Genomic DNA, 21,619 nt, shown 5'->3' with positions numbered 1-21,619 from the left:
CCGGAAACCGCGTACCGCACGCGGCGCGTGAACGCGGGTGAGGGCCACGGCGTATGGAACACCACGTATCGAACACGGCGAGAGGAATGTCGAGTTGGTCATGGGGGAAGCCGTCGAGGGGCGCGAGGCCGTGGATCTGCTGGAGCGGACCCGGGCGGCGGTCAACCCGCGGCTGCGGGACACCGTGGAGTCGTTGCCCGGCTCGATGCGGCGGGTCGCGATGTACCACTTCGGCTGGGAGCACGCGGACGGCACACCGGCCGCCGGGCAGGCGGGCAAGGCGATCCGGCCCGCGCTCGTGCTCGCGGCCGCCGGGGCGCTCGGCGGCGATCCCGAGGACGCGCTGCGGGCCGCGGCCGCCGTGGAGCTCGTCCACAACTTCACGCTGCTGCACGACGACGTGATCGACGAGGACGCCACCCGGCACCACCGGCCCACCGCGTGGACGGTGTTCGGCACCCCCGACGCGATCATCGTCGGGGACGCGATGCTGGCGCTGGCACTGCGGCTGCTCGCCGAGGACGGCCACCCGGCGGCCCCGGCCGCCTCGGCCCGGCTCGCGGCCTGTGTGATCGAGCTCTGCGCCGGGCAGCAGGCCGACTGCGCCTTCGAGCAGCGCGGCCCGCAGGAGGTGTCCCTGGACGAGTGCCTGGACATGGCGATGGCCAAGACCGGGGCGCTGCTGGGGTGCGCCTGCTCGCTGGGGGCGCTGTACGCGGGGGCGGGGCCCGAGGAGGTGGCCGCGCTCGACGCATTCGGCCGCGAGGCCGGGCTCGCCTTCCAGCTCATCGACGATCTGATCGGCATCTGGGGCGACCCCGGCCGTACCGGCAAACCCGCCGGCGCCGATCTCGCCTCGCACAAGAAGTCGCTGCCGGTGGTGGCCGCCCTGACATCAGGCACCCCGGCGGCGGCCGAACTCGCCGAGCTGTACCGGGGCCCGATGGGGGCCGCCGCGGTGCGGCGGGCGGCGGGGGCGGTGGACCGGGCGGGTGGCCGCGACTGGGCGCAGATCCACGCGGCCGACCGGATGGCCCGGGCGGTGGACCAGCTGTCCCGGGCGGTCCCGGACCTCGCGGCGGCGGGCGATCTGCTGGCCCTGGCGGAGTTCGTGACCCGGCGCTCCCGCTGACCGGCCCGAGGGGGGGATGGGCCGAGGGCCTGTCCGGCGGATCGGGTCGGCTTCGGCGCGGGGTTCCCTTTTCGGAGCTGGGGAGCGGGGGTCTGGTGCTTCTCCCCAAGCTCTCGACTTCGTTCGAGCAGGGGAGACCCCAATGCTGCAAGGCGGAGGAGGGCGACATGGCGGAGCCATGGCAACCGACGACAACGCGGCCGGGGGTCCCCCCTGGCCCTTGAGGCCTTGGGGGAGGACGTGCCGGACCCCCGCGTGCCGACCAGACCCCCCGGACAGACCCTGGGGGCCCCGGGGCCGCCTCCGGGGCCCCTCGTTCCCTGACTCGGGGAGAGCCAACTCTAGGATCGTTCCGATCAGTTGAGGATGAACGGAACGCGACAAGGGCGGCCGACATGGGTACGGGACCGGGCACGGGCATACGGCGGGTCGAGCCGGACGACGAGAAGGCCGTGGAGACGGCGGTGCGCCTCCTCGACGAGGCGTTCCAGGACGACCCGGTGAGCAGCTGGGTCTTCCCTGACCCGGCGCACCGCCGCGAGGTGCACCGCCACCTCATGCGCGCCTTCCTGGAGATCTCGCTCGCCGAGGGCCACGCCGACCTCGCCGAGGACGGCACGGCGACGGCCCTGTGGATCGACGTCCCGGCCGAGCCGGAGGAGGACGGCGAGGACGGCGAGGAGGACGGCCCGGCGCAGCTGCGGGCCGCCGTCGACCCGGAGAACGAGCGCGTCGAGCTGATCGGACGGCTCACCGGCGCCGTCCATCCGCACGGCCGGGCGCACGCGTATCTGCTGCTGATCGCGGTCGCCCCGGACCGCCAGGGCCAGGGAGCGGGGGCCGCGCTGATCGCGCCCGTTCTGGAGCGGTGCGACCGGGAGGGCCTGCCCGCCTATCTGGAGGCGAGCAGCGCACGCAGCTCGCTGCTGTACGAGCGGCTCGGCTTCGCGCACCTCGGTGAGCCGCTGCGGCTGCCGGACGGCCCGCTGATGTACCCGATGTGGCGCGAGCCGCAGGGCTGAACGATTCACCACCGTACGGGGACCGGGGCCGGGGGTCAGCTCCCGAGCACCCGGTCCACGACCATCTGCACCAGCCGCTCGGCCGTGTCGTCGCCGAGCACGCCCGGCAGGGTGAGGTGCTCGACCAGCAGACCGGTCATGGCGAAGTAGAGCAGCCGTACCGTGTCCGCGTCGCCCGGCAGTCCGGCGTCCAGATGGAACGCGATGTTCGCGTCCAGGTCGGCGCGGATGGCGACGGTCAGCGCCTCCCGGAGCTCCGGCCTGCGGGTGGCCTCAAGGCGGAGCTCCAGCAGCGCGAGATAGCCGGTGCGCTCCTTGACGATCCGCCGCAGCAGCCAGTGCATCAGCGAGGCGACCAGCTCCCGCGAGGGCTCGGGCCGCATCGCCTCGCTCACCTCGGCCGGATCCGGTGTCATCCGTACGTGGATGTGCCGCCCGGCCTGGGTGAACAGGTCGTCCCTGCTGGTGAAGTAGTTGGAGGCGGTGCCCGGCGGCACCTTGGCCTCGGCGTCGACGGCGCGGAAGGTCAGCCCGCGCGCTCCCTCGCGCGCCAGCACCTCGATCGCCGCGTCCACGAGAGCGGTTCTGCGTTCCGGGTTCCTGACCATCCGAGCTCCTCCTGCTTCTTCGAAAGCCCGCGGCCTCTTCGAAAGTCCGCGACCAAAGGCCCTTGCGTAACCACTACATACAAAGTACTTTACTCGAAGTGGTTGATCGACCGACCACCCCCCGAGCCGAAGAGGCCAGTTTGCGCAAGCTTTCGTACTACATCGCCCTCACCCTCGACGGCTTCATCGCCGCCCCGGACGGGTCGTACGACTTCTATCCCCTGAGTGAGGAGTTGTTCGGCTTCATGGCCGCCGACTTCCCCGAGACCCTGCCGACCGGTGCCCGCCGGGCCCTGGGCGTCGACGAGGCGCCCAACCGGCGGTACGACACCGTGGTGATGGGTCGCGGGGCGTACGAGCCCGGCCTCAAGGAGGGCTTCACCAGCCCGTACGCCCATCTGCGCCAGATCGTCTTCTCGCGCAGCCTCGGCGAGTCCCCGGACCCGGCCGTCGAGGTCGTCTCGGGCGACCCGGTCGCGTACGTCCGTGAGCTCAAGCGGCAGGAGGGCCTCGGCATCTATCTGTGCGGCGGCGCCGACCTCGCCGGGCAGCTCGTCGACGAGATCGACGAGCTCGTGATCAAGAGCTATCCGGTCGTGGCGGGTGCTGGAATCCCCTTGTTCCGGGCGGAGTTCACGCCCCGCTCCTTCGTGCCGACGGACAGCCGTTCCTTCGAAAACGGTACAGTCGTGACCACTTACACAAGGAAGCGCTAACTCCCATTTCGGTCACACCCTGTGACGAACAGCAGGTTGCGCCGCTAATCTCCCGCCCATGACCACACAGTCCTGGGCGGGCTGGTACCGAGACCGCCATGGATCCGAAGCGCTGACGATCACCGCCGACGGGACCCAACTGCACACCCGTATCAGGGGAGTCGACTTCGCCGGAGCCGGGTTCGACTCGCTCGGCCCGGTGCCCGGCATACCGACGGGGGGCCCGTTCGCGCTCGACGGCGGCACCCTGTGCGACTTCGTCCTGGAATGGGACATGCCGGTACCGGTCGCCTCCGACGACGGCGCGGTCCACCACGCCACCCTGAGCTGCCTGCTCTCCCTCAAGCCGCCCGAGCCCGATCTGGGGCTCGCGCTGCACCTGGGGGGAGCGGTGTACGCCTCGGGGAGCGCCGAGGTCGACTTCGCGTCGGTCCTCGACGACATCCGCCGCCAGCTCCCGTACGGGGCACACCTCCAGCCGTCCGTCCTCGAAACCATCTGACCCGGGCGCGGCCGTCCGTACCGAGACCAGGTACGGACGGCCGCTTTCTTCTTCGCGTTTCCGTCAGAAAGCCGTCAAGGAACCGCAGTTGGCGTTCCCCACGGCCACATTGTTCTACTACTGTGCGAACAATGAAGGTTTCGATGAACCGTGCCCGATACCGCCTGGTGGCCGTCGTCGTGCTGCCGTTCCTGCTGGCGCTCGCCGTCGACCTGCTCCTCTTCGCCGCCCTGCGCGACCGGCTGCCGACGCGCCTGGCCACCCACTTCAGCGGCGGCGGCACCGCCGACGGCTATGCGGACCGGGGCGCGTACGTGGTGGTGAACATCGGTCTCGCGGTCGGGCTCGCCGCCGTCTGGGCGGTCATCGCGGCCACCGCCGACTTCGCGCTGCGCGGGGCGCGCTGGATGATCGGCGCCGGGTACGCGACGGCGGGCCTGACCGGCTATCTGATGGCGGCCGCGCTGTACGCCAACCTCGACGCAGCCGATGGCAGCGAGGTCCGGCTGCCGCTGTGGCAGCTCGCGGCGGGCCTCGCGGTGGCCGCGCTCGCCGCGGGCGCCGGGGCGCAGCTGCTGCGGCTCCTCGACCTCCCCGCGGTCGTGCCGTCCCCCGGCCCCGGCACGGTCGAGCGGCTCGACCTCGCGGAGGGCGAGGTGGCGGGCTGGGCCAGACGCGCCCCGTCGCGGACGCTGTGCGCGGTCGGCGTGGCGCTGCTCGTCTTCGGTGGCGCGCTGACGTACGTGTACGGCTGGGGGCGCGCCGCCGCGCCGCTGGCGTGCGGGCTGCTCATCCTCGCCTGCTCCTGCCCGTACGTGACGGTGGACCGGCACGGCCTGACCACCCGCCCGACGGTGCTGCCCTGGCCTCGGGTGCGGATACCGCTGGCGGAGGTGGACCGGGCGGTGAGCCGGGAGGTGAAGGCGCTCTCGGAGTACGGGGGTTGGGGCTATCGGGTGCGCCCCGGACGCTCGGGCCTGATCCTGCGCTCGGGCGAGGCGATCGTGGTGCGGCGCGCGAGCGGGCGCGAGTTCGCCGTCACGGTGTCCGACTCCGCGACGGCCGCGGCCCTGCTCAACACGCTGGCCGACCGGGCGGCGGTGCGCTGATGCTGTTCCGGGTGGACCCGGCGTCCGCGGTGGCGCTGGGCGACCAGATCGCCGCGTCGGTGCGCCGCGCGATCGCCGACGGCGCGGTGGAGCCGGGCGAGCGCCTGCCCGCGGCCCGCGTCCTCGCCGACTCGCTGGGCGTCAACGTCCACACGGTCCTGCGCGGCTACCAGCGCCTGCGCGAGGAGGGCCTGATCGAGCTGCGGCGGGGCCGGGGCGCGGTGGTGGTCGGGGCGACCTCGTCCCGCGCCCGGGCCGGGCTGCTTGTACGGGTACGCGAACTGGTGGAGGAGTCACGGCGGTTGGGCCTGACGGAGGACGAGCTGGTGGACCTGGTCCGCACGGGCCTCCACTGACCTGTTGCCTCAGTACGTCTGCAGCTCCACCAGATTGCCGTCGGGGTCGTGCAGATGGGCGGCCCGCAGGGTCGGCCCCCACTGCGGCCGGTCCTGCGCCGGGGCGACCACGGTGGCGCCGGCGGAGGTGCAGAGCTCGACCCCGGCGTCCAGCGCCCCGGGCCCGTCCACACGGATGACGACGGACGCCCCCACGGGCACGTTCTCCTCCCCGACGGCCGCGGCCATCGCGGCCCGGGAGAACAGCGCGAACGCGGTACGCCCCTCGCAGTCGTCCCAACTCGCATACCCCGACCCCTCGGTCCCCCGCGCCAGCGAGCACCCGCTCAGCTTGGGCAGCACGGCCGCGTAGAAGCGGAAGGTCGACTCGTAACGCTCCACCAGGAGCCGGGTGTACGGAGGTTCAAGAGGTGCCATGGCCCCGAATTTACCCCGTCTGGCGGACCGAGGCGCCGGTGATCTCGCCGTTGCGCACGGTGTACGTACCCGTGTAGCCGCGCGTACTGCCGTCCCGCTGACGGGCGTTGATGTCCACGGAGACGGTGTCGCCCTGGACGGACAGGACGGTGACGTCGGCCCGCCGGGTGTCGGCGAAGCCCGCGGCGTAGTCGGAGTAGCTGGTGGTGAGGTTCTTGCCGCCGAGGCTCCACGCGGTCTCGTAGTCACCCCTGTTGAGGGCGTCGTAGTAGGCCGTGATCGTGCCCTGGGGGCCCGGGGCGGTGGACGGGCCGGTGGTGTCGGTGGTGTCGGTGGTCGGCCCGGCGGCCGTGGTCGGTTCGTCCGTGGTCGTCGGGAACGCCGTGTCCGGGTACCCGGGGGTCGCCGTCGCCGTGTCCGTCGCGATGCCCGGGGCCGGGAGGTAGGGCGGCGACGCGGGGCCGGCGCCTCCGGTGTCGCGCGCCAGCGCCCAGATGCCGGTGCCCGCCGCCGCGCACAGCACCACCGCCACGAACACCACGATCAGCATGCGCCGCAGACCGTCGTCCGGGGGCGGCTGCCCGGGTCCCCCGTCGCCCGCGGTGGCCGTCGGGCCCTGCACCCAGCGCTGTGCGTCCGCGTCCCAGTAGCTCATGTCACCCGCGCTTCTCAGCCAGTCAGTTGGACGATGGTCTCGACGACGGCCGCGGCCGAGGCGAGCCCCGCGGCGGTCGTCGCGCCGAGGGTCAGCCGGTCGCGCAGCCACTGGAGCCGGTCGCGCCGCACCTGACCGGTACCGGCCATCGCCTGGTCGAGCTCGCTCAGCCCGGCGTCCAGCTCGGCGATCTCCGGTGTCGGCCGGAGCATGCCGAGGTGCTCGCGCAACGTCCGTACGGCAGTGGCAAGTTCGGGAGGCGCGTCGAGGAGCTGTGCCGAGGCGTCCACGGCCCGGGCGTCCTCGCCCGCCGCGGCCGCGCCGCCCGTCATCACCCCGATGCCGATGCCGCCGGGGACGCCGGTGGGCGGGGCCGCACCCGCGTACGGGGGCGGCGGCGTCCCCGTACGCCGCGAGCGGTCCTCGGCGGACGCGCGGGGCCCGGCCGCCGCCGCGCCGCCGGTCATCACACCGATGGAGATGCCACCGGACGGCGAACCCCCGGCGCCCCTTTCCCCGTCCGGTGTCTCCGGCGTCTCCGGTGTCTCCCGGCCTTCCTCGTCCACCGCCATCACTTCCCGCCTTCCATGTGCGACGCCGACGACCGTTCCCCCGTCGCGACGGCGCCCCCGCTCATCGCCCCGATGAACACCCCGCCCCCGCTCACGTTGACGATCTGCTGCTCGAAGTCGCCCGTCTCGTAGTCCTTCGCCCGCAGGGCCTCGCGCACCCCGCCGGCGATCTGGTCCTGCACCGTCCGTACGTACCGCTTGACGTCCATGTCCTGGAACACCGACAGATCGTCCGTGCTCCCCAACTCCCGCACCGACGTGGCCGGTCCGTCCGGCAGGGCGTGCCGGGGGTTCGCCAGCCAGGTGCGGAACTCGGCGACGGCCGTGCTGATCAGGGACGTCGTCGCGGCGAAGTTCGCGGTAGGCGCCGCGAGCAGACCGCGGACCGTGTCCCGCAGGACATCGCCCTCGCCGCGCGCCTCGATCACGTCGACGGCCCGGAACTCCAGCCGTACGGGGGTGAGGACGTGCGGCACCACCTCCAGGACCAGCATCCCGCCCTGGGTGTGGACGCGCACCAGCACCGAGACCACGACCTGCTCGTCCCACGTCCCGATCCGGATGCGCAGGAAGTGCCGGCGCGCCTCGCCGCCCTCGCCCACGGCCTCGTCCAGGTGCCGCCGGACCGTCGGCCGGTCGTAGGCGACCATCCAGCGGGCCACCCCGGTCGGCAGATAGACGAACTCGTCCACTTCGAGCGCGCGCAGCCGGTCGCGGCTGGTGGCCGCGGCCGAGGTGCGCAGGGCCTCCAGCTGCGGCTTGATGAGGTCGATGACCTCGCGTCCGGTGAGCGGCCCGGCCTCGGGCGCCGCGCCCCTGCGCCGCTTCAGCTCCATCACCAGCGACCACTGCTCGTCGTACGGCCGCCCGGCGCCGATGAACGGCCGGAACGGGTCGTAGATCGTGAGCGAGGCGTGCTGCTCGCGGTCGATGGCCTCGCCGATCCGCCGGTAGCGGTACGGCAGCGCCGGGCGGGGGCACCGGGCGAACGACCGGCCGCCCAGCTCCTTGCGCATCACGCCGGTGACATGGGCGCGGTACGCCCAGACGGGGAGGGCGAGCAGCAGCGGGAACACCACGCCCGTCCAGCCGTCGGCGCCGCTGAAGAGCGTGTACAGCGCGCCCGCCCAATAGACGACCGCCACCACGAACGGCATCAGCGGCAGCAGCATCCGCAGCCGTCCGCGGCTGGCCTGCCTGACCATGGTGCGGTCGAGGGTGAACACCGCGAGGCCAAGCCCGGACCCGGCGCGCACGCTCCCGAAGACGAGGCAGACGACGGCGTACGCCAGCCAGCCGGGTACGGGGAACACCGTCGCCGAACCGATCCCGGCCACCCCGAGCCCGATGAACACGCCCCACAGGCACAGCAGTGCGAGCGCGGTCTCGGCCTCCCGGCGGCGTGCGCGCAGCGCGTGCGCGAGTACGGGCAGCGCGTCGATGCCGAGCGAGAGGGCGATCGGGCGCTCCTCGTGCTGGACCAGCTCCTCGATCACCCGGCGGCGGAAGTCGCTGTCGAAGTAGACGCCCGCGCACAGCAGCCGGGTGGCCTCCCCGTCGCCGCGCTCCGGTCCCGTCGCTGTCATTGAGCCCCCTGCCCCGAGTCGGTGGGTGCGACGCTCGCGCCACTTGGGCGCCGGGCGTCCCTCCCGGACCACCACCAGCGAGGGTGGACCCTAGCGGCGGCGGCCGTACGGGTCTTGGAGAAAATTCACCTTGCGAACACAATGTTCGCAGTGCCGGTGTTCGCACGCCTGAAGTCTTCCCTTGGCGTCTTCCCTTGGCGTTCTCCCTCAGAGGGTCAGAGAGTCAGAGAGTGAGGGCCCCTTCCACCCGGCGGGCCTGCAGCATCCGGCCGGGTGTGGTGTCGGCCAGGGCACGGAACTCGCGGTTGAGGTGGGCCTGGTCGTAGAAGCCGCAGACGGCGGACGTCTCGGCCGGCGTGGCACCGCCGCGGGCGAGCATCCGCACGGCGCGGTCGAAGCGCAGCACCCGGCCGTACGTCTTGGGGGTGAGCCCGATCTGCTCGGTGAACCGGCGGATCAGGTACCCCTTGCTCCAGCCGACTTCGTCGCTCAACCGGGCGACCGGGATCGTCCCGGCGGTACGGGCGAGCAGCCGGTAGGCGTGGCCGACCTCCGGCGCGGGGTCCGGGCCGCGGCCGAGCCGGTCCAGCAGCACACCGTCCAGCAGGTCGAACCGTTCGGCCCAGTCGTGGGTGGTCGCCAGCCGCTCCACCAGCAGCTCGGCGCCGGGGCCCAGGATGTGGTGGAGTTCGACCACGTGCTGGGCCAACTGGCCCATGGGCAGGGCGAACAGGCGGTACGCGCCCAGTGGCGTCAGCTCCAGCCGGATCGCCTCCTGGCCGCCGTGGTGCCCGCACAGCGTGGGACTGTCCTCAAGCCCCACGACCAGCGAGCCGATCCGCCCGCTGCCCGTGCCGGGCGCCCCGATCCGGCGCACCTGGGCGAACGGCTCGGCGAGGTTGATCACCACGACGGCCCGCCCGGTCGGCACGACCCGCACCTCGTACGGCGAGAGCCCCGAGTCCCAGTACCCGGCGTAACTGCGCAGGAAGGGCCGCAGCCCCGGATGCCAGGCCCGGGTGACCCGCCACAGCCTCCCGGCCCGGGCGATGTCGACCCCGGCCCGGGCGACGGTCCCCCCACACGCGACGTGGAGCCCCAAGAGTCCTCCCCCTGTCCGGCCCGTACCCCCCGTGGTCCCCTGGGTGCGCGGCCGTCGGATTCTGCGTGCCCACTCCTTCATACCCAGCCGGGACGGGCTCTGGCCCGGCTCGGGGAGGTGATCGCGTTCGAGCACCGGATGCGGGAGGCTCTCGGCTAGCCGCGTGCTTCGGCCTCGTTCAGCAGGAGATAGAGCAGGCCGACCAGACTGCCGCTGCTGACGATCTCCCGGCGGTCGATCATTCCCCGGATCTGTGAGATCGGGATCCACTCGATCCGGTCCGATTCGTTCACCTCTGTCGGCGGGCCCGCGTACGTGGCGCCGTCGGCGCGGAAGAGGTGGTGCTCGGAGTCGGTGATGCCGTTCGCGGGCTGCGCGTACACCAGCGGCTTCATGGCCTCCACCCGCCAGCCCGTCTCCTCTTCGACCTCCCGGGCCGCGGCCTGCTCCGGAGTCTCGTCGGACTCGATGAGCCCCATGGGCAGTTCCCAGCCCCAGGTGTCCGTGATGAACCGGTGCCGCCACATCATCAACACGCGCTTGCGGTCATCGACCACCGCCGCCACCGCCAGGTGCCGCATGCGTACGACATGGTGCTCCCAGCGGCGCCCGTCGGGCTGCTGGACCTCCACGAGCCACAGGTTGACCCACGGTTGCCGTAGATCTGCCGCTCACCATGGACGGTCCACCGCATGGGCCCGACTCCCTCTCACCGACGCGGCTTCCAGCATGTCACTCGGGCGGGAAAAGCCGACAGCACCCGGCTCCGCGCGGATGCCGGGTGCTGCCATGTACTGCTGCCGGGATGGCGAAGGGGCGTTACGCCTTCTTCGTCTCCCAGAAGATGCGGTCGATCTCAGCGATGAGTTCGAGCGCCTTCTCGCCGGTCTTCGGGTCCGTCGACGCCTTGGCGGCCGAGAGGGCCTTCAGGGTGTCGTTGACCAGCTGGTGCAGCTGGGGGTACTTCTCGAAGTGCGGGGGCTTGAAGTAGTCGCTCCAGAGCACCGAGACGTGGTGCTTGGCGAGCTCCGCGCGCTGCTCCTTGATGACCACGGCACGCGCACGGAAGTGCGCGTCCTCGTTGGCCTGGAACTTCTCCTGGACGGCCTTGACCGACTCGGCCTCGATACGGGCCTGGGCCGGGTCGTACACGCCGCAGGGCAGGTCGCAGTGGGCGCTGACCTTCACCTTGGGGGCAAACAGGCGGGAAAGCATTGAGCTGTCCTTCCTCGTGATCGTCTTCTCAGGTGGGACATTACTCGGTGAGGGACCCGTTTTCGCGAGTGCCCCCGGGGGCTTAGGACAAAAGTCCGGGGTCACCATGGGACTCGTGGCGGAACGTACCGTGGGTGTGGACCGGGTACCGGGAGGTGGGTGGCGGATGACGGATCAGGGGCGGGAGCCGAAGGTGCCGTTGGGGATCGCGGAGGTGACGGGGACCTCCATGGTGCCGACGCTGCTCCACGGCGATCAGCTGCTGGTGCACTACGGGACCGAGCTCCGGGCGGGTGACATCGCGGTGCTGCGGCATCCGCTCCAGCAGGATCTGCTCATCGTCAAGAGGCTGATCGAGCTGCGCGAGGGCGGGTGGTGGGTGCTCGGCGACAACCCCGACGACGAGGTCGTCGACAGCCGGGCCTTCGGCACCGTTCCCGGCGAGCTGGTGCTAGGGCGGGTGCGCGCCCGCTACCGGCCGCTGATGCCCGGGCGTCGGCGCTCGCCCGGGGTGCTGCTCTCCTGGGCGGTCTCGGCGGTGCGGCCGGTGTTCGCGGACCGGTCGGTCTCCAGGCGCTTGCGCGCGCGGTAGGCGGCCACGTTCGCCCGGGTCGCGCAGCGGTCCGAGCAGTAGCGCCGGGAGCGGTTGGTGGAGGTGTCCAGGTAGGCGTTGCGGCACGGCGCCGCCTGGCAGAGGCCGAGGCGGTCGACGCCGTACTCGGTGAGGTGGAAGGCCAGGCCCATCGACGCGAGCGCCGCGTAGCCCGCGGTCGCGTTCGAGGTGTGGTCGGCCAGGTGCATGTGCCACAGCGGGCTGTCGTCCTCGTCCCGGTGGTCGTGCCCGGAGATCTGCGGGCTGACCGGGAACTCCAGAAGGAGCGAGTTCAGCAGGTCCACCGCCGGGACCTCCTCGCCCGCGTCCGCCGCCTCGAACACCGCACGCAGCCTCGCCCGGACCGCCCGCAGCCGGGGTACGTCCGCGTCGGTCGCCCGGCGGGCCGTGGTGGACTCGGAGCCGAAGAGCTCCCGGATCACCTCGACCGACGTGAGGGCATCCTTGTTACGGGCCGGCTCCTCGGTGTTGACCAGGCGCACGGCATAGTCCGAGTAATAGGCCAGTTCCACATGTAGTCCTTACGGCGGGCAGTAACGGCTGGGCGCCCTTCGAGGGTATTACGGCGAAGTGTCCTCCGGGTACGAAGTCGGCCACAGGCGAAAGGGGCGGTACAGGCCGAGTAGGCCCTGTACCGCCCCTTTCGGGACCTGGCGCGCCCCATAAGGGGCGCGGGGAACTGCGCGACCAGCCACAGCCGGCCCGCAGCCGGACAACAGCGTCCCCGCGGAGCGCTAAAGCACCTTCGACAGGAACGACTTCGTCCGGTCGTGCTGCGGGTTGGTCAGGACGTCGCGCGGATGGCCGGACTCGACCACCACACCGCCGTCCATGAAGACCAGCGAGTCGCCGACCTCGCGCGCGAAGCCCATCTCGTGGGTGACCACGATCATGGTCATACCGTCCTCGGCGAGGCCGCGCATGACGTCCAGGACGTCACCGACCAGCTCCGGGTCGAGCGCGGACGTCGGCTCGTCGAAGAGCATCAGCTTCGGCTCCATGGCCAGCGCGCGGGCGATCGCCACGCGCTGCTGCTGGCCGCCGGAGAGCTGCGAGGGGTAGTTGCGCGCCTTGTCGGCCAGGCCGACCCGGTCGAGCAGCTTCTGCGCCCGCTCGCGCACCACGGCCTTGGACTCGCCCCTGACCTGGATCGGCGCCTCCATGACGTTCTCCATGGCCGTCATGTGCGGGAACAGGTTGAAGCGCTGGAAGACCATGCCGATGTCGCGGCGCTTGAGCGCGACCTCGCTGTCCTTCAGCTCGTAGAGCTTGTCGCCCTTCTGGCGGTAGCCGACGAGCTCGCCGTCCACGTACAGCCGGCCGGCGTTGATCTTCTCCAGGTGGTTGATGCACCGCAGGAAGGTCGACTTGCCGGAGCCGGACGGGCCGATCAGGCAGAACACCTCGCCCTCGGCCACCTCCAGGTCGATGCCCTTGAGGACCTCGGTCGCGCCGAAGGACTTGTGCACGCCTTCGGACTTCACCATGGCGGTCATCGGGTCACCGCCTTGGGGGTACGACGGAGCAGGGCCAGATTGGCCTTGATCCGCTGGAACGGGGTGGGCGGGAGCGCACGGCTGGCGCCGCGGGCGTAGTAGCGCTCCAGGTAGTACTGGCCGATCGAGAAGACCGTGGTCAGGATCAGGTACCAGGCCGCCGCCAGGAACAGCATCTCCACCGCGGCACCGGAGGTCTGGCCGATGTCCTGGGCCTGCCGCAGCAGCTCGTAGAACTGCACCGCCGAGACCAGCGAGGTGGTCTTCAGCATGTTGATGACCTCGTTGCCCGTCGGCGGCACGATCACGCGCATCGCCTGCGGGATCACGATCCGTCGCAGCGTCTTGGAGTGGCTCATGCCGAGCGCGTGGGACGCCTCGGTCTGGCCCTCGTCGACCGCCAGCAGACCGGCCCGGCAGATCTCCGCCATGTACGCGGCCTCGTTGAGCCCGAGCCCGAGCAGCGCCGTGAGCAGCGGCGTCATGAACGAGGACCAGTAGTCCTTGTAGATCGGGCCGAGGTTGATGTACTCGAAGACCAGGCCCAGGTTGAACCAGACCATCAGCTGGACCAGGACCGGGGTGCCCCGGAAGAACCAGATGTAGAACCAGGAGATGGACGACGTCACCGGGTTCTTCGACAGGCGCATCACGGCGAGCAGGATGCCGCCCACGATGCCGATCGCCATGGACAGGACGGTCAGCAGCAGGGTCTGGCCGACGCCGTCGACGATGCGGTCGTCGAAGAAGTAGTCCGGGACGGCGCCCCAGTTGATCTTGCCCTGGCTGAACGCGTAGATGATCGCGGCGAACAGGGCGAGCGCGATCAGCGCGGAGACATAGCGTCCGTAGTGGCGGACCGGGATCGCTTTGATGCTCTCCGGAGCGGCGGGGGGCGGGGTGTCCGCCGGCTCCGTCTTGTTGACGTCAACAGTCACGGGTGTTGCCTTTCAGAAGCCTTCAGCCCCTCCGCCCGGGGACGGGGCGGAGGGAGCCGGGAGCGGGGAGGATCAGACGCCGCCGTTGACCTTGGCTTCCTTCACGGCGCCGGCTTCGACGCCCCACTTCGCGATGATCTTGTCGTAGTCACCGCTCTTGATGATCGCGTCGAGCGCCTCCTTGAGGGCGTCGCGCAGCTGGGTGTTGTCCTTGGAGACCGCGATGCCGTACGGAGCGGCCTCGACCTGCTCGCCGACGATCTGGAAGTCCTTGCCGCCGCCCGAGGTCTTCACCGCGTACGCGGCGACCGGGAAGTCCGAGGAGCCGGCGTCGGCGCCGCCGGAGCGCAGCCGGGTCTGGGCCTGCTGGTCGGTGTCGAAGGCCTCGATCGAGATCTTGCCCTTGTCGCCGCACTTCTCGGACTGCTTCTTGGCGAGGTCCTCGGAGACCGTGCCGCGCTGCACCACGATCTTCTTGCCGCAGAGGTCGTCCCAGGTCTTGATTCCCTGGTCCTTCCCCTTCGGAGTGTAGATCGAGACACCGGCCGTGAAGTAGTCCACGAAGTCGGCGCCCTCGCCGACCTTCTTCTTGGTCTCCGAGTCGATGCCGTTCTGGCGGTCCTTGGTGTCCGTCATGGCCGACATGGCCATGTCGTACCGCTTGGCGCGCAGGCCGGTGACCAGGGTGTCGAAGGTGCCGTTCTCGAACTGGAACTTGACGCCCAGCTGCTTGCCCAGGGCATCGGCCACATCCGGGTCGATACCGGCGGTCTTGCCGTCCTTGTCCTTGAATTCAACAGGGGCGTACGCGATGTCCGAGCCGACCTTGATGACGCCCTTGTCCTGAATGGTCTTGGGCAGCTTCGAGAAGAGCGGGGCGTTGCTGGTGCCTGCCGAGCTGGCGCCGCTGTCCTTGTCCTTGCTCTTCGTCTGGTCTCCGCAGCCGGTCAGCAGCAGGGCACCGGCGACCGCGATCGCGCCGACCGCGGCAATCCGGGACGAGGCGGCGGTCGTACGACGGGTGGTGCTTGCGGTCATGGTCGGGTTCCTCCGGCGGGTGATGGAGTGGCCAGTGAGTGAACAGTGGGCCGTGGTGCCCGTCCTTGGGCGACACGACCGTGTTGTGTCGGCATCTTGCCATTCGGACCTGCGGAATCAGGGGGGCACGCATGTCAAAATCGGATAACGGGTCACCCCCCAACCCCAACGGGCCGGTACATCAAGGCCGGACCATGTGCGGGTTTTACCTTTGCCGGCCGGAAAATCTGCGGTCCGTCTCGGGTTGCGGACGCGTTTCACGCCGCATAGCTCGCTTGTCCCGACATGCCGCTATGAGTCGTGTCACCACGGCGTTCCGCAGTCGAAATGGACTACTCGGCGGACGCCTCCGTCCGGTAAGAAGGATCCTTACACCCCTCATCCGGGGCTCAGGGCGCGTTGTGCGGCGCGCCCGCGCGTACGTACCTCCTCCTCGCGGGGCGGGCCAACCGCTCTTCGCGGGGAACGTGCGTGGTGCCCACCCACCCCTCCTCAACAAGGAGTGGCCACCCTCAACTGATGAAGACTTAAGGGGTCAAATCAAAATGGCAGCGGAGATCGTCAATCCTCGCAGCGACAGCAGTACCGACGGAGCCTCCTCGGAGGAGCCCTTCGATCCGGCCTTCGCCCTGCACCGGGGCGGCAAGATGGCCGTGCAGGCCACCGTGCCCATCCGGGACCGGGACGACCTGTCCCTGGCCTACACGCCGGGTGTGGCGAAGGTGTGCACCGCGATCGCGGAGAACCCCGACCTGGTCCACGACTACACCTGGAAGTCCCAGGTCGTCGCCGTGGTCACGGACGGTACGGCCGTGCTCGGGCTGGGTGACATCGGCCCGGAGGCGTCCCTTCCCGTGATGGAGGGCAAGGCCATCCTCTTCAAGCAGTTCGGCGGGGTCGACGCGGTGCCCATCGCGCTCGCGACCACCGACACGGACGAGATCATCGAGACCGTGGTGCGCCTGGCGCCGTCCTTCGGCGGAGTGAACCTGGAAGACATCTCCGCGCCGCGCTGCTTCGAGATCGAGCGGCGTCTGCAGGAGGCCCTGGACATTCCGGTCTTCCACGACGACCAGCACGGCACCGCCGTGGTCACCCTCGCGGCGCTGCGCAACGCGGCGAAGCTCACCGGGCGCACGCTCGGCGACCTGCGGGCCGTGATCTCCGGCGCGGGCGCGGCCGGCGTGGCCATCGCCAAGTTCCTCCTGGAGGCGGGCCTGGGCGATGTGGCGGTCGCCGACCGCAAGGGCATCGTCAGCCGGGACCGCCAGGACCTGACCGACGTGAAGCGCGAGCTCGCGGCGATCACCAACAAGGCGGGCCTCTCCGGCTCCCTGGAGACCGCCCTGGCCGGCGCGGACGTCTTCATCGGCGTCTCCGGCGGTACGGTCCCGGAGCCCGCGGTGGCCTCGATGGCGCCCGGCGCGTTCGTGTTCGCCATGGCCAACCCGAACCCGGAGGTCCACCCGGACATCGCGCACAAGTACGCGGCGGTGGTCGCCACGGGTCGTTCGGACTACCCGAACCAGATCAACAACGTGCTGGCGTTCCCGGGCATCTTCGCGGGCGCCCTCCAGGTCCGGGCCTCCCGGATCACCGAGGGCATGAAGATCGCCGCGGCGAACGCGCTGGCCGACGTCGTCGGCGACGACCTCGCCGCGGACTACGTCATCCCGTCGCCGTTCGACGAGCGGGTCGCCCCCGCCGTCACGGCCGCGGTGGCGGCGGCCGCGCGCGCCGAGGGCGTGGCGCGCCGGTAACGCCTGCGGTCAGGACGTTCCGTACGGGACGCGGCTCACACCTCGATGAGGTTCCGCCGCGTCCCGTACGCGTTCTAGGGTCAGGGCCATGTTCGCCGCCTATGCCGCACGCATCGACCGTGACCAGCCGCTCTCCGGTCTGGAGTTGGGGGAACGGCCCGCCCCCGAGGTACGCCCGGGCTGGTCCCTCATCGACGTCCGGGCGGCCTCGCTCAACCACCACGACCTGTGGTCGCTGCGCGGGGTCGGCCTCGGCGAGGACAAACTGCCGATGATCCTGGGCTGCGACGCGGCCGGGGTCGACCAGGACGGCAACGAGGTCGTCCTGCACTCCGTGATCGGCCAGACGGGCCACGGGGTGGGCCCGGGCGAGGGCCGCTCCATCCTCACCGAGAAGTACCAGGGCACCTTCGCCGAGCAGGTCGCCGTGCCGACCTGGAACGTGCTGCCCAAGCCCAAGGAGCTCAGCTTCGCCGAGGCCGCCTGTCTGCCGACCGCCTGGCTCACCGCGTACCGGATGCTCTTCACCAACGCGGGCGTGCGGCCCGGCGACTCCGTCCTCGTGCAGGGCGCGGGTGGCGGGGTCGCGACCGCGGCCATCGTGCTGGGCAGGGCGGCCGGGCTGCGGGTCTTCGCCACCAGCCGAGACGAGGCCAAGCGGAAGCGGGCGGTCGAGCTGGGCGCCCTGGAGGCGTACGAGCCGGGCGCGCGGCTGCCGCAGCGGGTCGACGCGGTGATCGAGACGGTCGGCGCGGCCACCTGGTCGCACTCGGTCAAGTCGCTCAAGCCCGGCGGCACGCTGGTCATCTCGGGCGCCACCAGCGGCGACCGGCCCGTGCACGCCGAGCTCACCCGGATCTTCTTCCTGGAGCTGAAGGTGGTCGGCTCGACCATGGGCACCAAGGACGAGCTGGAGGACCTGCTGGCGTTCTGCGCGGCGACGGGGGTACGGCCGGTCATCGACGAGGTGCTGCCGCTGGAGCGGGCCCGCGAGGGGTTCGAGAAGATCGAGTCGGGCGACGTCTTCGGGAAGATCGTGCTGACGACGTCCTGATGCCGACCCCTTGATGAGGCGCACTCGACGCTGATCTGATCTCCGGCACTCCCCCAAGGCCTGGAGGGCCAGGGAGGTACCCCCATTCGACGACGTGCCGGAGGGTGTCCCATGCGTACTCGCTCGCGTACCTGGCGTACGAACAAGTTCCTTGCGCTGCTTGGGTGTTGTGCGGTTCTGGCGGCGGGCGGTGCGGTCGCGCCCGCCGCCCACGCCCGGGAGGGGGGCGTCGTCCCCCGGCTCACCGACGAACAGGGGCGCACGCTCACGCTCCGGGGCTGGAACGTGGAGGACAAGAACCACCGGGGCGATCAGGCGCTCTCCGCGATCACCGAGCGGACCTTCCGCGACCTGCGGGCGAACGGCTTCGGCCTCGCCCGGCTGCTGGTCTTCTGGGACGACCTGGAGCCGGTGCGGGGCCAGTACAGCCAGGCGTACCTCCGCAAGATCGAACGGATCCTGGGCTGGGCGCACCGCTATGGCATCCGGGTGCTGATCGACGCCCACCAGGACGTCTTCGGCCCGGCGTTCGGGCACCGGGGCATTCCCGAGTGGGCGACGCGGACGGACGGGCTGCCGTTCACCCCGCACCCGGACGACTGGTTCTCCGAGTACTACGAGCCCGCCGTGCAGCGGGCGTTCACGCATCTGTACGGGGACGAGGACCTGCGGCGGGCGCAGGCTTCGATGTGGCAGGTGCTGGCGCGGCGGTTCGCGCACCACCCGGCGGTCCTCGGCTACGACCTGATCAACGAGCCGATGGGCGAGTTCCGGGCGGGCGAGGACCCGGCGACGGCGGCGCGCCGGATCGAGGCCGAGCAGCTCACCCCGATGTACAACCGCCTGGCGCGGGCGGTGCGTTCGGCGGACCGGCGGCACTGGGTCTTCGTGGAGCCCACCCCCGCGGTGGGGGAGGGCGTGCCGACGGGCCTGGGCAGGATCAAGGACCCCAAGGCGGTGTACGCGCCGCACTTCTACAACACCGCCATGGAGGCGGGCGCGGACTACGACCCGTCGGCGGGGTGGATCGAGTCGTACGAGTCCGCGGTGACGGCCTATCCGAAGAAGTACGGGGTGCCCGTGGTGGTGGGCGAGTGGGGCCCGCTCAACAGCGAACTCCCGCACATGGGCCGCTTCTACACCGACGCGCTCGCCTCACTGGCGCGCTACACCTCCGGGTGGGCGGGCTATGTGTGGTGCTACGGGGGCGGCTACTGCGCGGCCGACGCGGGGGGTGCGCTGCGGCCCAACAAGGCACTGACCGCGACGCCGTACGCGCGGGCGGTCGCGGGGCGGGTGCGCTCGGAGACGTACGACCCGTCGACGCGGACGTACCGCCTGGTGTACGTGGCGGGGCACGGCACGACGGAGCTGTCGGTGCCGACGGGGTTGCGGGGGTGGCGGATCCGGGTCGCCGGGCCGGGGTCGGTCCGGGGCCTGGACGTGCGGGCGGTGGCGGGGGCGACGGTCACCGTGACGGTCGCGCCCCGCGCCTGACGCCCGTGCCCTCAGCCCCGGTGCACGAGGATGAAGTCCCCGTACGGGTGGGAGCCCGGGCGGCCGTCGGTCTCGGCGAGCGCGCGGCGCAGGGTGTCCAGGTGCGCGGCGGTGAGCTCCAGGGGCGGCTCGTCCGGCTGGTGGGTGGTACCCCGGGGGTAGTCCTCGTCCGGGGTGGTGGTCATCTCGATGTGGCAGCCCAGGACATGGGCGACGGGCCGGGTGGCGCAGAAGCCGAGGAGCCGGTCGGCGGTCTCGGCGTACGCGGCGGCGTCGTCCACGTACAGCCGCCCCGGGTACAGCGAGTCGCCGGTCAGCAGGGTCCGGGTGTGCCGGTCGTAGAAGACGACGGCGGCGGGGTGGTGGCCGGGGCCGGGGACCAGGTCGAGCACGCGGCCGCCGAGGTCGAGCTCGACGGCCTGGTGCGGCCAGTCGGTGAACCCGAAGTGGCCGACCACGTCGTCGAGTCCGGGCGGCACGACGGTGGTGCGGGGGCGGTCCGCGAACTGCGCGTCGGCGGCGATGTGGTCGCCGTGGCCGTGGGTGTGGGCGACGAGCAGCTCGTACCCGGGGCGGGGGTGGCGGGTCAGCCAGTCGTCGATCAGGGCGTCGACGGTGGCCCGTAGCGGGAAGTGGGCGGGGTCGGCGCTGGCGCCGGTGTCCAGCAGGAGGGCGCGCTCATTGCCGAAGAGGAGGAAGAGGAAGGGCGCCTCGAAGTGGACGGACTTGTTCTGCCGCAGCAGGACGGTGTGTTCGGTGTAGCGGTGGATCTGGATCTCGGGGGCGGGGTCGTGCTTGGGGGAGGGCCAGCCCGCGTGCCAGTGGGCGGGGAGGGTGGGGGCGGGGGCGGTGCCGAGGAAGTCGATCACCGGTCCAGTCTGCCCCCACCCCGCCCGTTCCCTTAACCCTCCGTGGGTGGGTGGTTGAGGCGGGTTTCCCGGGGGCTGCGCCCCCGGCCCCCGTTGCGGGGCCTGCGGCCCCTGCACCCCGCTTCGGGGCTCCGCCCCGGACCCCGCTCCTCAAACGCCGGAGGGGCTGATTTTGCCCGGGCCCCGCTCCCTGCACGCCGGAGGGGCTGGATGCGCCCGGACCCCGCTCCTTGCACCCCGGAGGGGCTGGATTTGGGCCGGGCCCGCGCCTTGCACGCCGCAGGGGCTGGAGGTGCCTTTAGGGGCGCGGGGAACTGCGCGGCCAGCCACAGACAACCCGCAGACAAACCCCGGGCCGAAAAGGGGCGCGGGGCTGTGACACTGTGCGGCTCCGCCGCGTGGGCGCGACCAGCCCCCGCCGGTCCGCAGGCGAAAACGGGGTTCGGGGGCGGAGCCGCCGACAGCGGCTCAGCCCGTCCCGCTCCGCAGGATCGCCCCGATGTGGGCCGCCGCAGTCGACAAGTGGCGGCGCGTTTCACGGAGTTGGGTCTCCGTCACGCCGTGGTCGCGGGCCGCGTCGCGGATGTCGTCGCGGAAGCGGTCCAGGAGGCGGTCCAGGTCCCGGGCCGGGTTGCCGGTGGCCGGGTCGTCGGCCCAGGTGGGGGGTGCGGGCTCCTTCACCGGGGGGCGCGTGAAACGGCCGAGTTCCTTGGTGATCTCGGCCAGGCCCTCCCGTACGCCCGTCGGCCAGTCGCCCCGGGCGAAGCGGTCCTGCACCTGCTCCGCCACCCGCTGCATCTGCTCGCGCGCGGTGTCCTGGGCCTCCTTCGCCTGGCGGCGGGCCTGCTGGGCGTCCTCGCGGGCCCGGCGCGACTCGTCCTTGGCGCGGCGCGCCTGCTCCTTCCACTCCTGCTTGGCGCGCTTGAACTCCTCCTTGGCCTGCTGCCAGGACTCGCCCTCCCCGGCGTTCCCGGCTCGCGCCTCGCGCGCCTGGCGGCGCACGTCGTCGCGCAGGTCGCCCGCCGCGCCCCGTACGTCCGCGCGGATCTCGGCGGCGAGCTCGGAGACCGACTCGCGGATCTCCAGCTCCAGGTCGGCCAGCTCGCCACTGCGGCCCGCGAGTTCGGCGCGGCCCGCGTCGGTGATCGAGTACACCTTGCGGCCGCCCTCGGTGGTGTGGGTGACCAGGCCCTCCGCCTCCAGCTTGGCCAGGCGGGGGTAGACCGTGCCGGCGCTCGGCGCATACAGGCCCTGGAAGCGCTCCTCCAGGAGGCGGATCACCTCGTACCCGTGGCGCGGGGCCTCGTCGAGCAGCTTGAGGAGGTAGAGGCGCAGACGGCCGTGGGCGAAGACGGGGGGCAT

Annotated in this window: 22 protein-coding genes and 2 pseudogenes; 10 read left to right on the top strand and 14 right to left on the bottom strand. The window is 71.6% G+C overall.

What is annotated here, in order from left to right; translation table 11 throughout:
- Positions 1-100 precede the first annotated feature (100 nt).
- Positions 101-1,132: a family 2 encapsulin nanocompartment cargo protein polyprenyl transferase gene (locus ACZ499_RS28995; RefSeq protein ID WP_468679236.1), complete on the top strand. Its 1,032-nt coding sequence runs from the start codon at positions 101-103 to the stop codon at positions 1,130-1,132.
- 395 nt (positions 1,133-1,527) lie between these two features.
- The gene (locus tag ACZ499_RS28990; RefSeq protein WP_468679235.1) at positions 1,528-2,154 is read left to right on the top strand and encodes a GNAT family N-acetyltransferase; all 627 of its coding nucleotides are present in this window, start codon (positions 1,528-1,530) and stop codon (positions 2,152-2,154) included.
- A 35-nt stretch (positions 2,155-2,189) separates the two neighbouring features.
- Here the strand turns inward: ACZ499_RS28990 and ACZ499_RS28985 are convergent, their stop codons facing one another.
- On the bottom strand, positions 2,190-2,762 hold the full coding sequence (locus ACZ499_RS28985) for a TetR/AcrR family transcriptional regulator (RefSeq protein WP_468679234.1): 573 nt from the start codon (positions 2,760-2,762) through the stop codon (positions 2,190-2,192).
- A gap of 140 nt (positions 2,763-2,902) precedes the next feature.
- On the opposite strand from ACZ499_RS28985, the gene ACZ499_RS28980 reads away from it, so the two are divergent.
- The 4 genes from ACZ499_RS28980 to ACZ499_RS28965 all read left to right on the top strand — a co-directional run bounded on the left by ACZ499_RS28980 (position 2,903) and on the right by ACZ499_RS28965 (position 5,445).
- Positions 2,903-3,478 carry a dihydrofolate reductase family protein gene (locus ACZ499_RS28980; protein ID WP_468406394.1) on the top strand — a complete coding sequence of 192 codons (576 nt, stop codon included), beginning with the start codon at positions 2,903-2,905 and terminating at the stop codon, positions 3,476-3,478.
- A 58-nt stretch (positions 3,479-3,536) separates the two neighbouring features.
- Entirely contained in the window at positions 3,537-3,980 is a 444-nt protein-coding gene (locus ACZ499_RS28975) for a DUF6304 family protein (RefSeq protein WP_468406392.1), read from the top strand.
- A gap of 143 nt (positions 3,981-4,123) precedes the next feature.
- A complete protein-coding gene (locus ACZ499_RS28970; RefSeq protein WP_468679233.1) occupies positions 4,124-5,089 on the top strand; it encodes a DUF1648 domain-containing protein in 966 nt (321 codons plus the stop codon).
- Positions 5,089-5,445 carry a GntR family transcriptional regulator gene (locus tag ACZ499_RS28965; RefSeq protein ID WP_468679232.1) on the top strand — a complete coding sequence of 119 codons (357 nt, stop codon included), beginning with the start codon at positions 5,089-5,091 and terminating at the stop codon, positions 5,443-5,445. Before ACZ499_RS28970 ends, ACZ499_RS28965 begins: the two co-directional genes overlap by 1 nt.
- A 9-nt stretch (positions 5,446-5,454) precedes the next feature.
- Here ACZ499_RS28965 and ACZ499_RS28960 read toward each other — a convergent pair whose 3' ends face one another.
- The 7 genes and pseudogenes from ACZ499_RS28960 to sodN form a co-directional block, all read right to left on the bottom strand.
- On the bottom strand, positions 5,455-5,862 hold the full coding sequence (locus ACZ499_RS28960) for a VOC family protein (RefSeq protein WP_468679231.1): 408 nt from the start codon (positions 5,860-5,862) through the stop codon (positions 5,455-5,457).
- 10 nt (positions 5,863-5,872) lie between these two features.
- On the bottom strand, positions 5,873-6,517 hold the full coding sequence (locus ACZ499_RS28955; RefSeq protein WP_468679230.1) for a hypothetical protein: 645 nt from the start codon (positions 6,515-6,517) through the stop codon (positions 5,873-5,875).
- 14 nt (positions 6,518-6,531) lie between these two features.
- The gene (locus tag ACZ499_RS28950; RefSeq protein WP_468679229.1) at positions 6,532-7,089 is read right to left on the bottom strand and encodes a hypothetical protein; all 558 of its coding nucleotides are present in this window, start codon (positions 7,087-7,089) and stop codon (positions 6,532-6,534) included.
- Complete coding sequence (locus ACZ499_RS28945; RefSeq protein ID WP_468679228.1) at positions 7,089-8,675, bottom strand: hypothetical protein; 1,587 nt, start codon at positions 8,673-8,675, stop codon at positions 7,089-7,091. Before ACZ499_RS28945 ends, ACZ499_RS28950 begins: the two co-directional genes overlap by 1 nt.
- 223 nt (positions 8,676-8,898) lie before the next feature.
- Positions 8,899-9,777 (bottom strand): helix-turn-helix domain-containing protein, encoded by an 879-nt coding sequence (locus tag ACZ499_RS28940; protein ID WP_468679227.1) that lies wholly within the window; start codon positions 9,775-9,777, stop codon positions 8,899-8,901.
- Between the two features lie 155 nt (positions 9,778-9,932).
- Positions 9,933-10,471, bottom strand: a pseudogene (locus tag ACZ499_RS28935) (NUDIX hydrolase).
- A 125-nt stretch (positions 10,472-10,596) separates the two neighbouring features.
- Positions 10,597-10,992, bottom strand: a complete 396-nt coding sequence (gene sodN / locus ACZ499_RS28930; RefSeq protein WP_361386951.1) for a superoxide dismutase, Ni — start codon at positions 10,990-10,992, stop codon at positions 10,597-10,599.
- 106 nt (positions 10,993-11,098) lie between these two features.
- On the opposite strand from sodN, the pseudogene sodX reads away from it, so the two are divergent.
- Positions 11,099-11,446, top strand: a pseudogene (sodX, locus tag ACZ499_RS28925) (nickel-type superoxide dismutase maturation protease); the annotation flags it as partial.
- 17 nt (positions 11,447-11,463) lie between these two features.
- On the opposite strand, the gene ACZ499_RS28920 reads toward sodX, so the two are convergent.
- The 4 genes from ACZ499_RS28920 to ACZ499_RS28905 all read right to left on the bottom strand — a co-directional run bounded on the left by ACZ499_RS28920 (position 11,464) and on the right by ACZ499_RS28905 (position 15,077).
- Positions 11,464-12,117 carry a CGNR zinc finger domain-containing protein gene (locus ACZ499_RS28920; RefSeq protein WP_468679226.1) on the bottom strand — a complete coding sequence of 218 codons (654 nt, stop codon included), beginning with the start codon at positions 12,115-12,117 and terminating at the stop codon, positions 11,464-11,466.
- Between the two features lie 222 nt (positions 12,118-12,339).
- Positions 12,340-13,101 (bottom strand): amino acid ABC transporter ATP-binding protein, encoded by a 762-nt coding sequence (locus ACZ499_RS28915; protein WP_468406372.1) that lies wholly within the window; start codon positions 13,099-13,101, stop codon positions 12,340-12,342.
- The gene (locus ACZ499_RS28910) at positions 13,098-14,039 is read right to left on the bottom strand and encodes an amino acid ABC transporter permease (protein ID WP_468406370.1); all 942 of its coding nucleotides are present in this window, start codon (positions 14,037-14,039) and stop codon (positions 13,098-13,100) included. The genes ACZ499_RS28915 and ACZ499_RS28910 overlap by 4 nt, the downstream gene beginning before the upstream one ends.
- A gap of 72 nt (positions 14,040-14,111) precedes the next feature.
- On the bottom strand, positions 14,112-15,077 hold the full coding sequence (locus ACZ499_RS28905) for an ABC transporter substrate-binding protein (protein ID WP_468406368.1): 966 nt from the start codon (positions 15,075-15,077) through the stop codon (positions 14,112-14,114).
- A 545-nt stretch (positions 15,078-15,622) separates the two neighbouring features.
- On the opposite strand from ACZ499_RS28905, the gene ACZ499_RS28900 reads away from it, so the two are divergent.
- From ACZ499_RS28900 to ACZ499_RS28890, 3 genes are all read left to right on the top strand, one after another.
- Positions 15,623-16,837: an NAD(P)-dependent malic enzyme gene (locus ACZ499_RS28900; RefSeq protein ID WP_468406367.1), complete on the top strand. Its 1,215-nt coding sequence runs from the start codon at positions 15,623-15,625 to the stop codon at positions 16,835-16,837.
- Between the two features lie 88 nt (positions 16,838-16,925).
- Positions 16,926-17,891: a zinc-binding dehydrogenase gene (locus tag ACZ499_RS28895; protein WP_468679225.1), complete on the top strand. Its 966-nt coding sequence runs from the start codon at positions 16,926-16,928 to the stop codon at positions 17,889-17,891.
- A gap of 111 nt (positions 17,892-18,002) precedes the next feature.
- Complete coding sequence (locus tag ACZ499_RS28890) at positions 18,003-19,388, top strand: cellulase family glycosylhydrolase (protein ID WP_468679224.1); 1,386 nt, start codon at positions 18,003-18,005, stop codon at positions 19,386-19,388.
- A gap of 11 nt (positions 19,389-19,399) precedes the next feature.
- Here the strand turns inward: ACZ499_RS28890 and ACZ499_RS28885 are convergent, their stop codons facing one another.
- Positions 19,400-20,257: an MBL fold metallo-hydrolase gene (locus ACZ499_RS28885; protein ID WP_468679223.1), complete on the bottom strand. Its 858-nt coding sequence runs from the start codon at positions 20,255-20,257 to the stop codon at positions 19,400-19,402.
- 468 nt (positions 20,258-20,725) lie between these two features.
- Entirely contained in the window at positions 20,726-21,619 is an 894-nt protein-coding gene (locus ACZ499_RS28880) for a PadR family transcriptional regulator (protein ID WP_468679222.1), read from the bottom strand.

The organism is Streptomyces sp. NPDC031265 (assembly GCF_055570295.1).
Note: the sequence above shows the minus strand (reverse complement) of the source record. Positions and strands in the feature narration are given on the sequence as shown.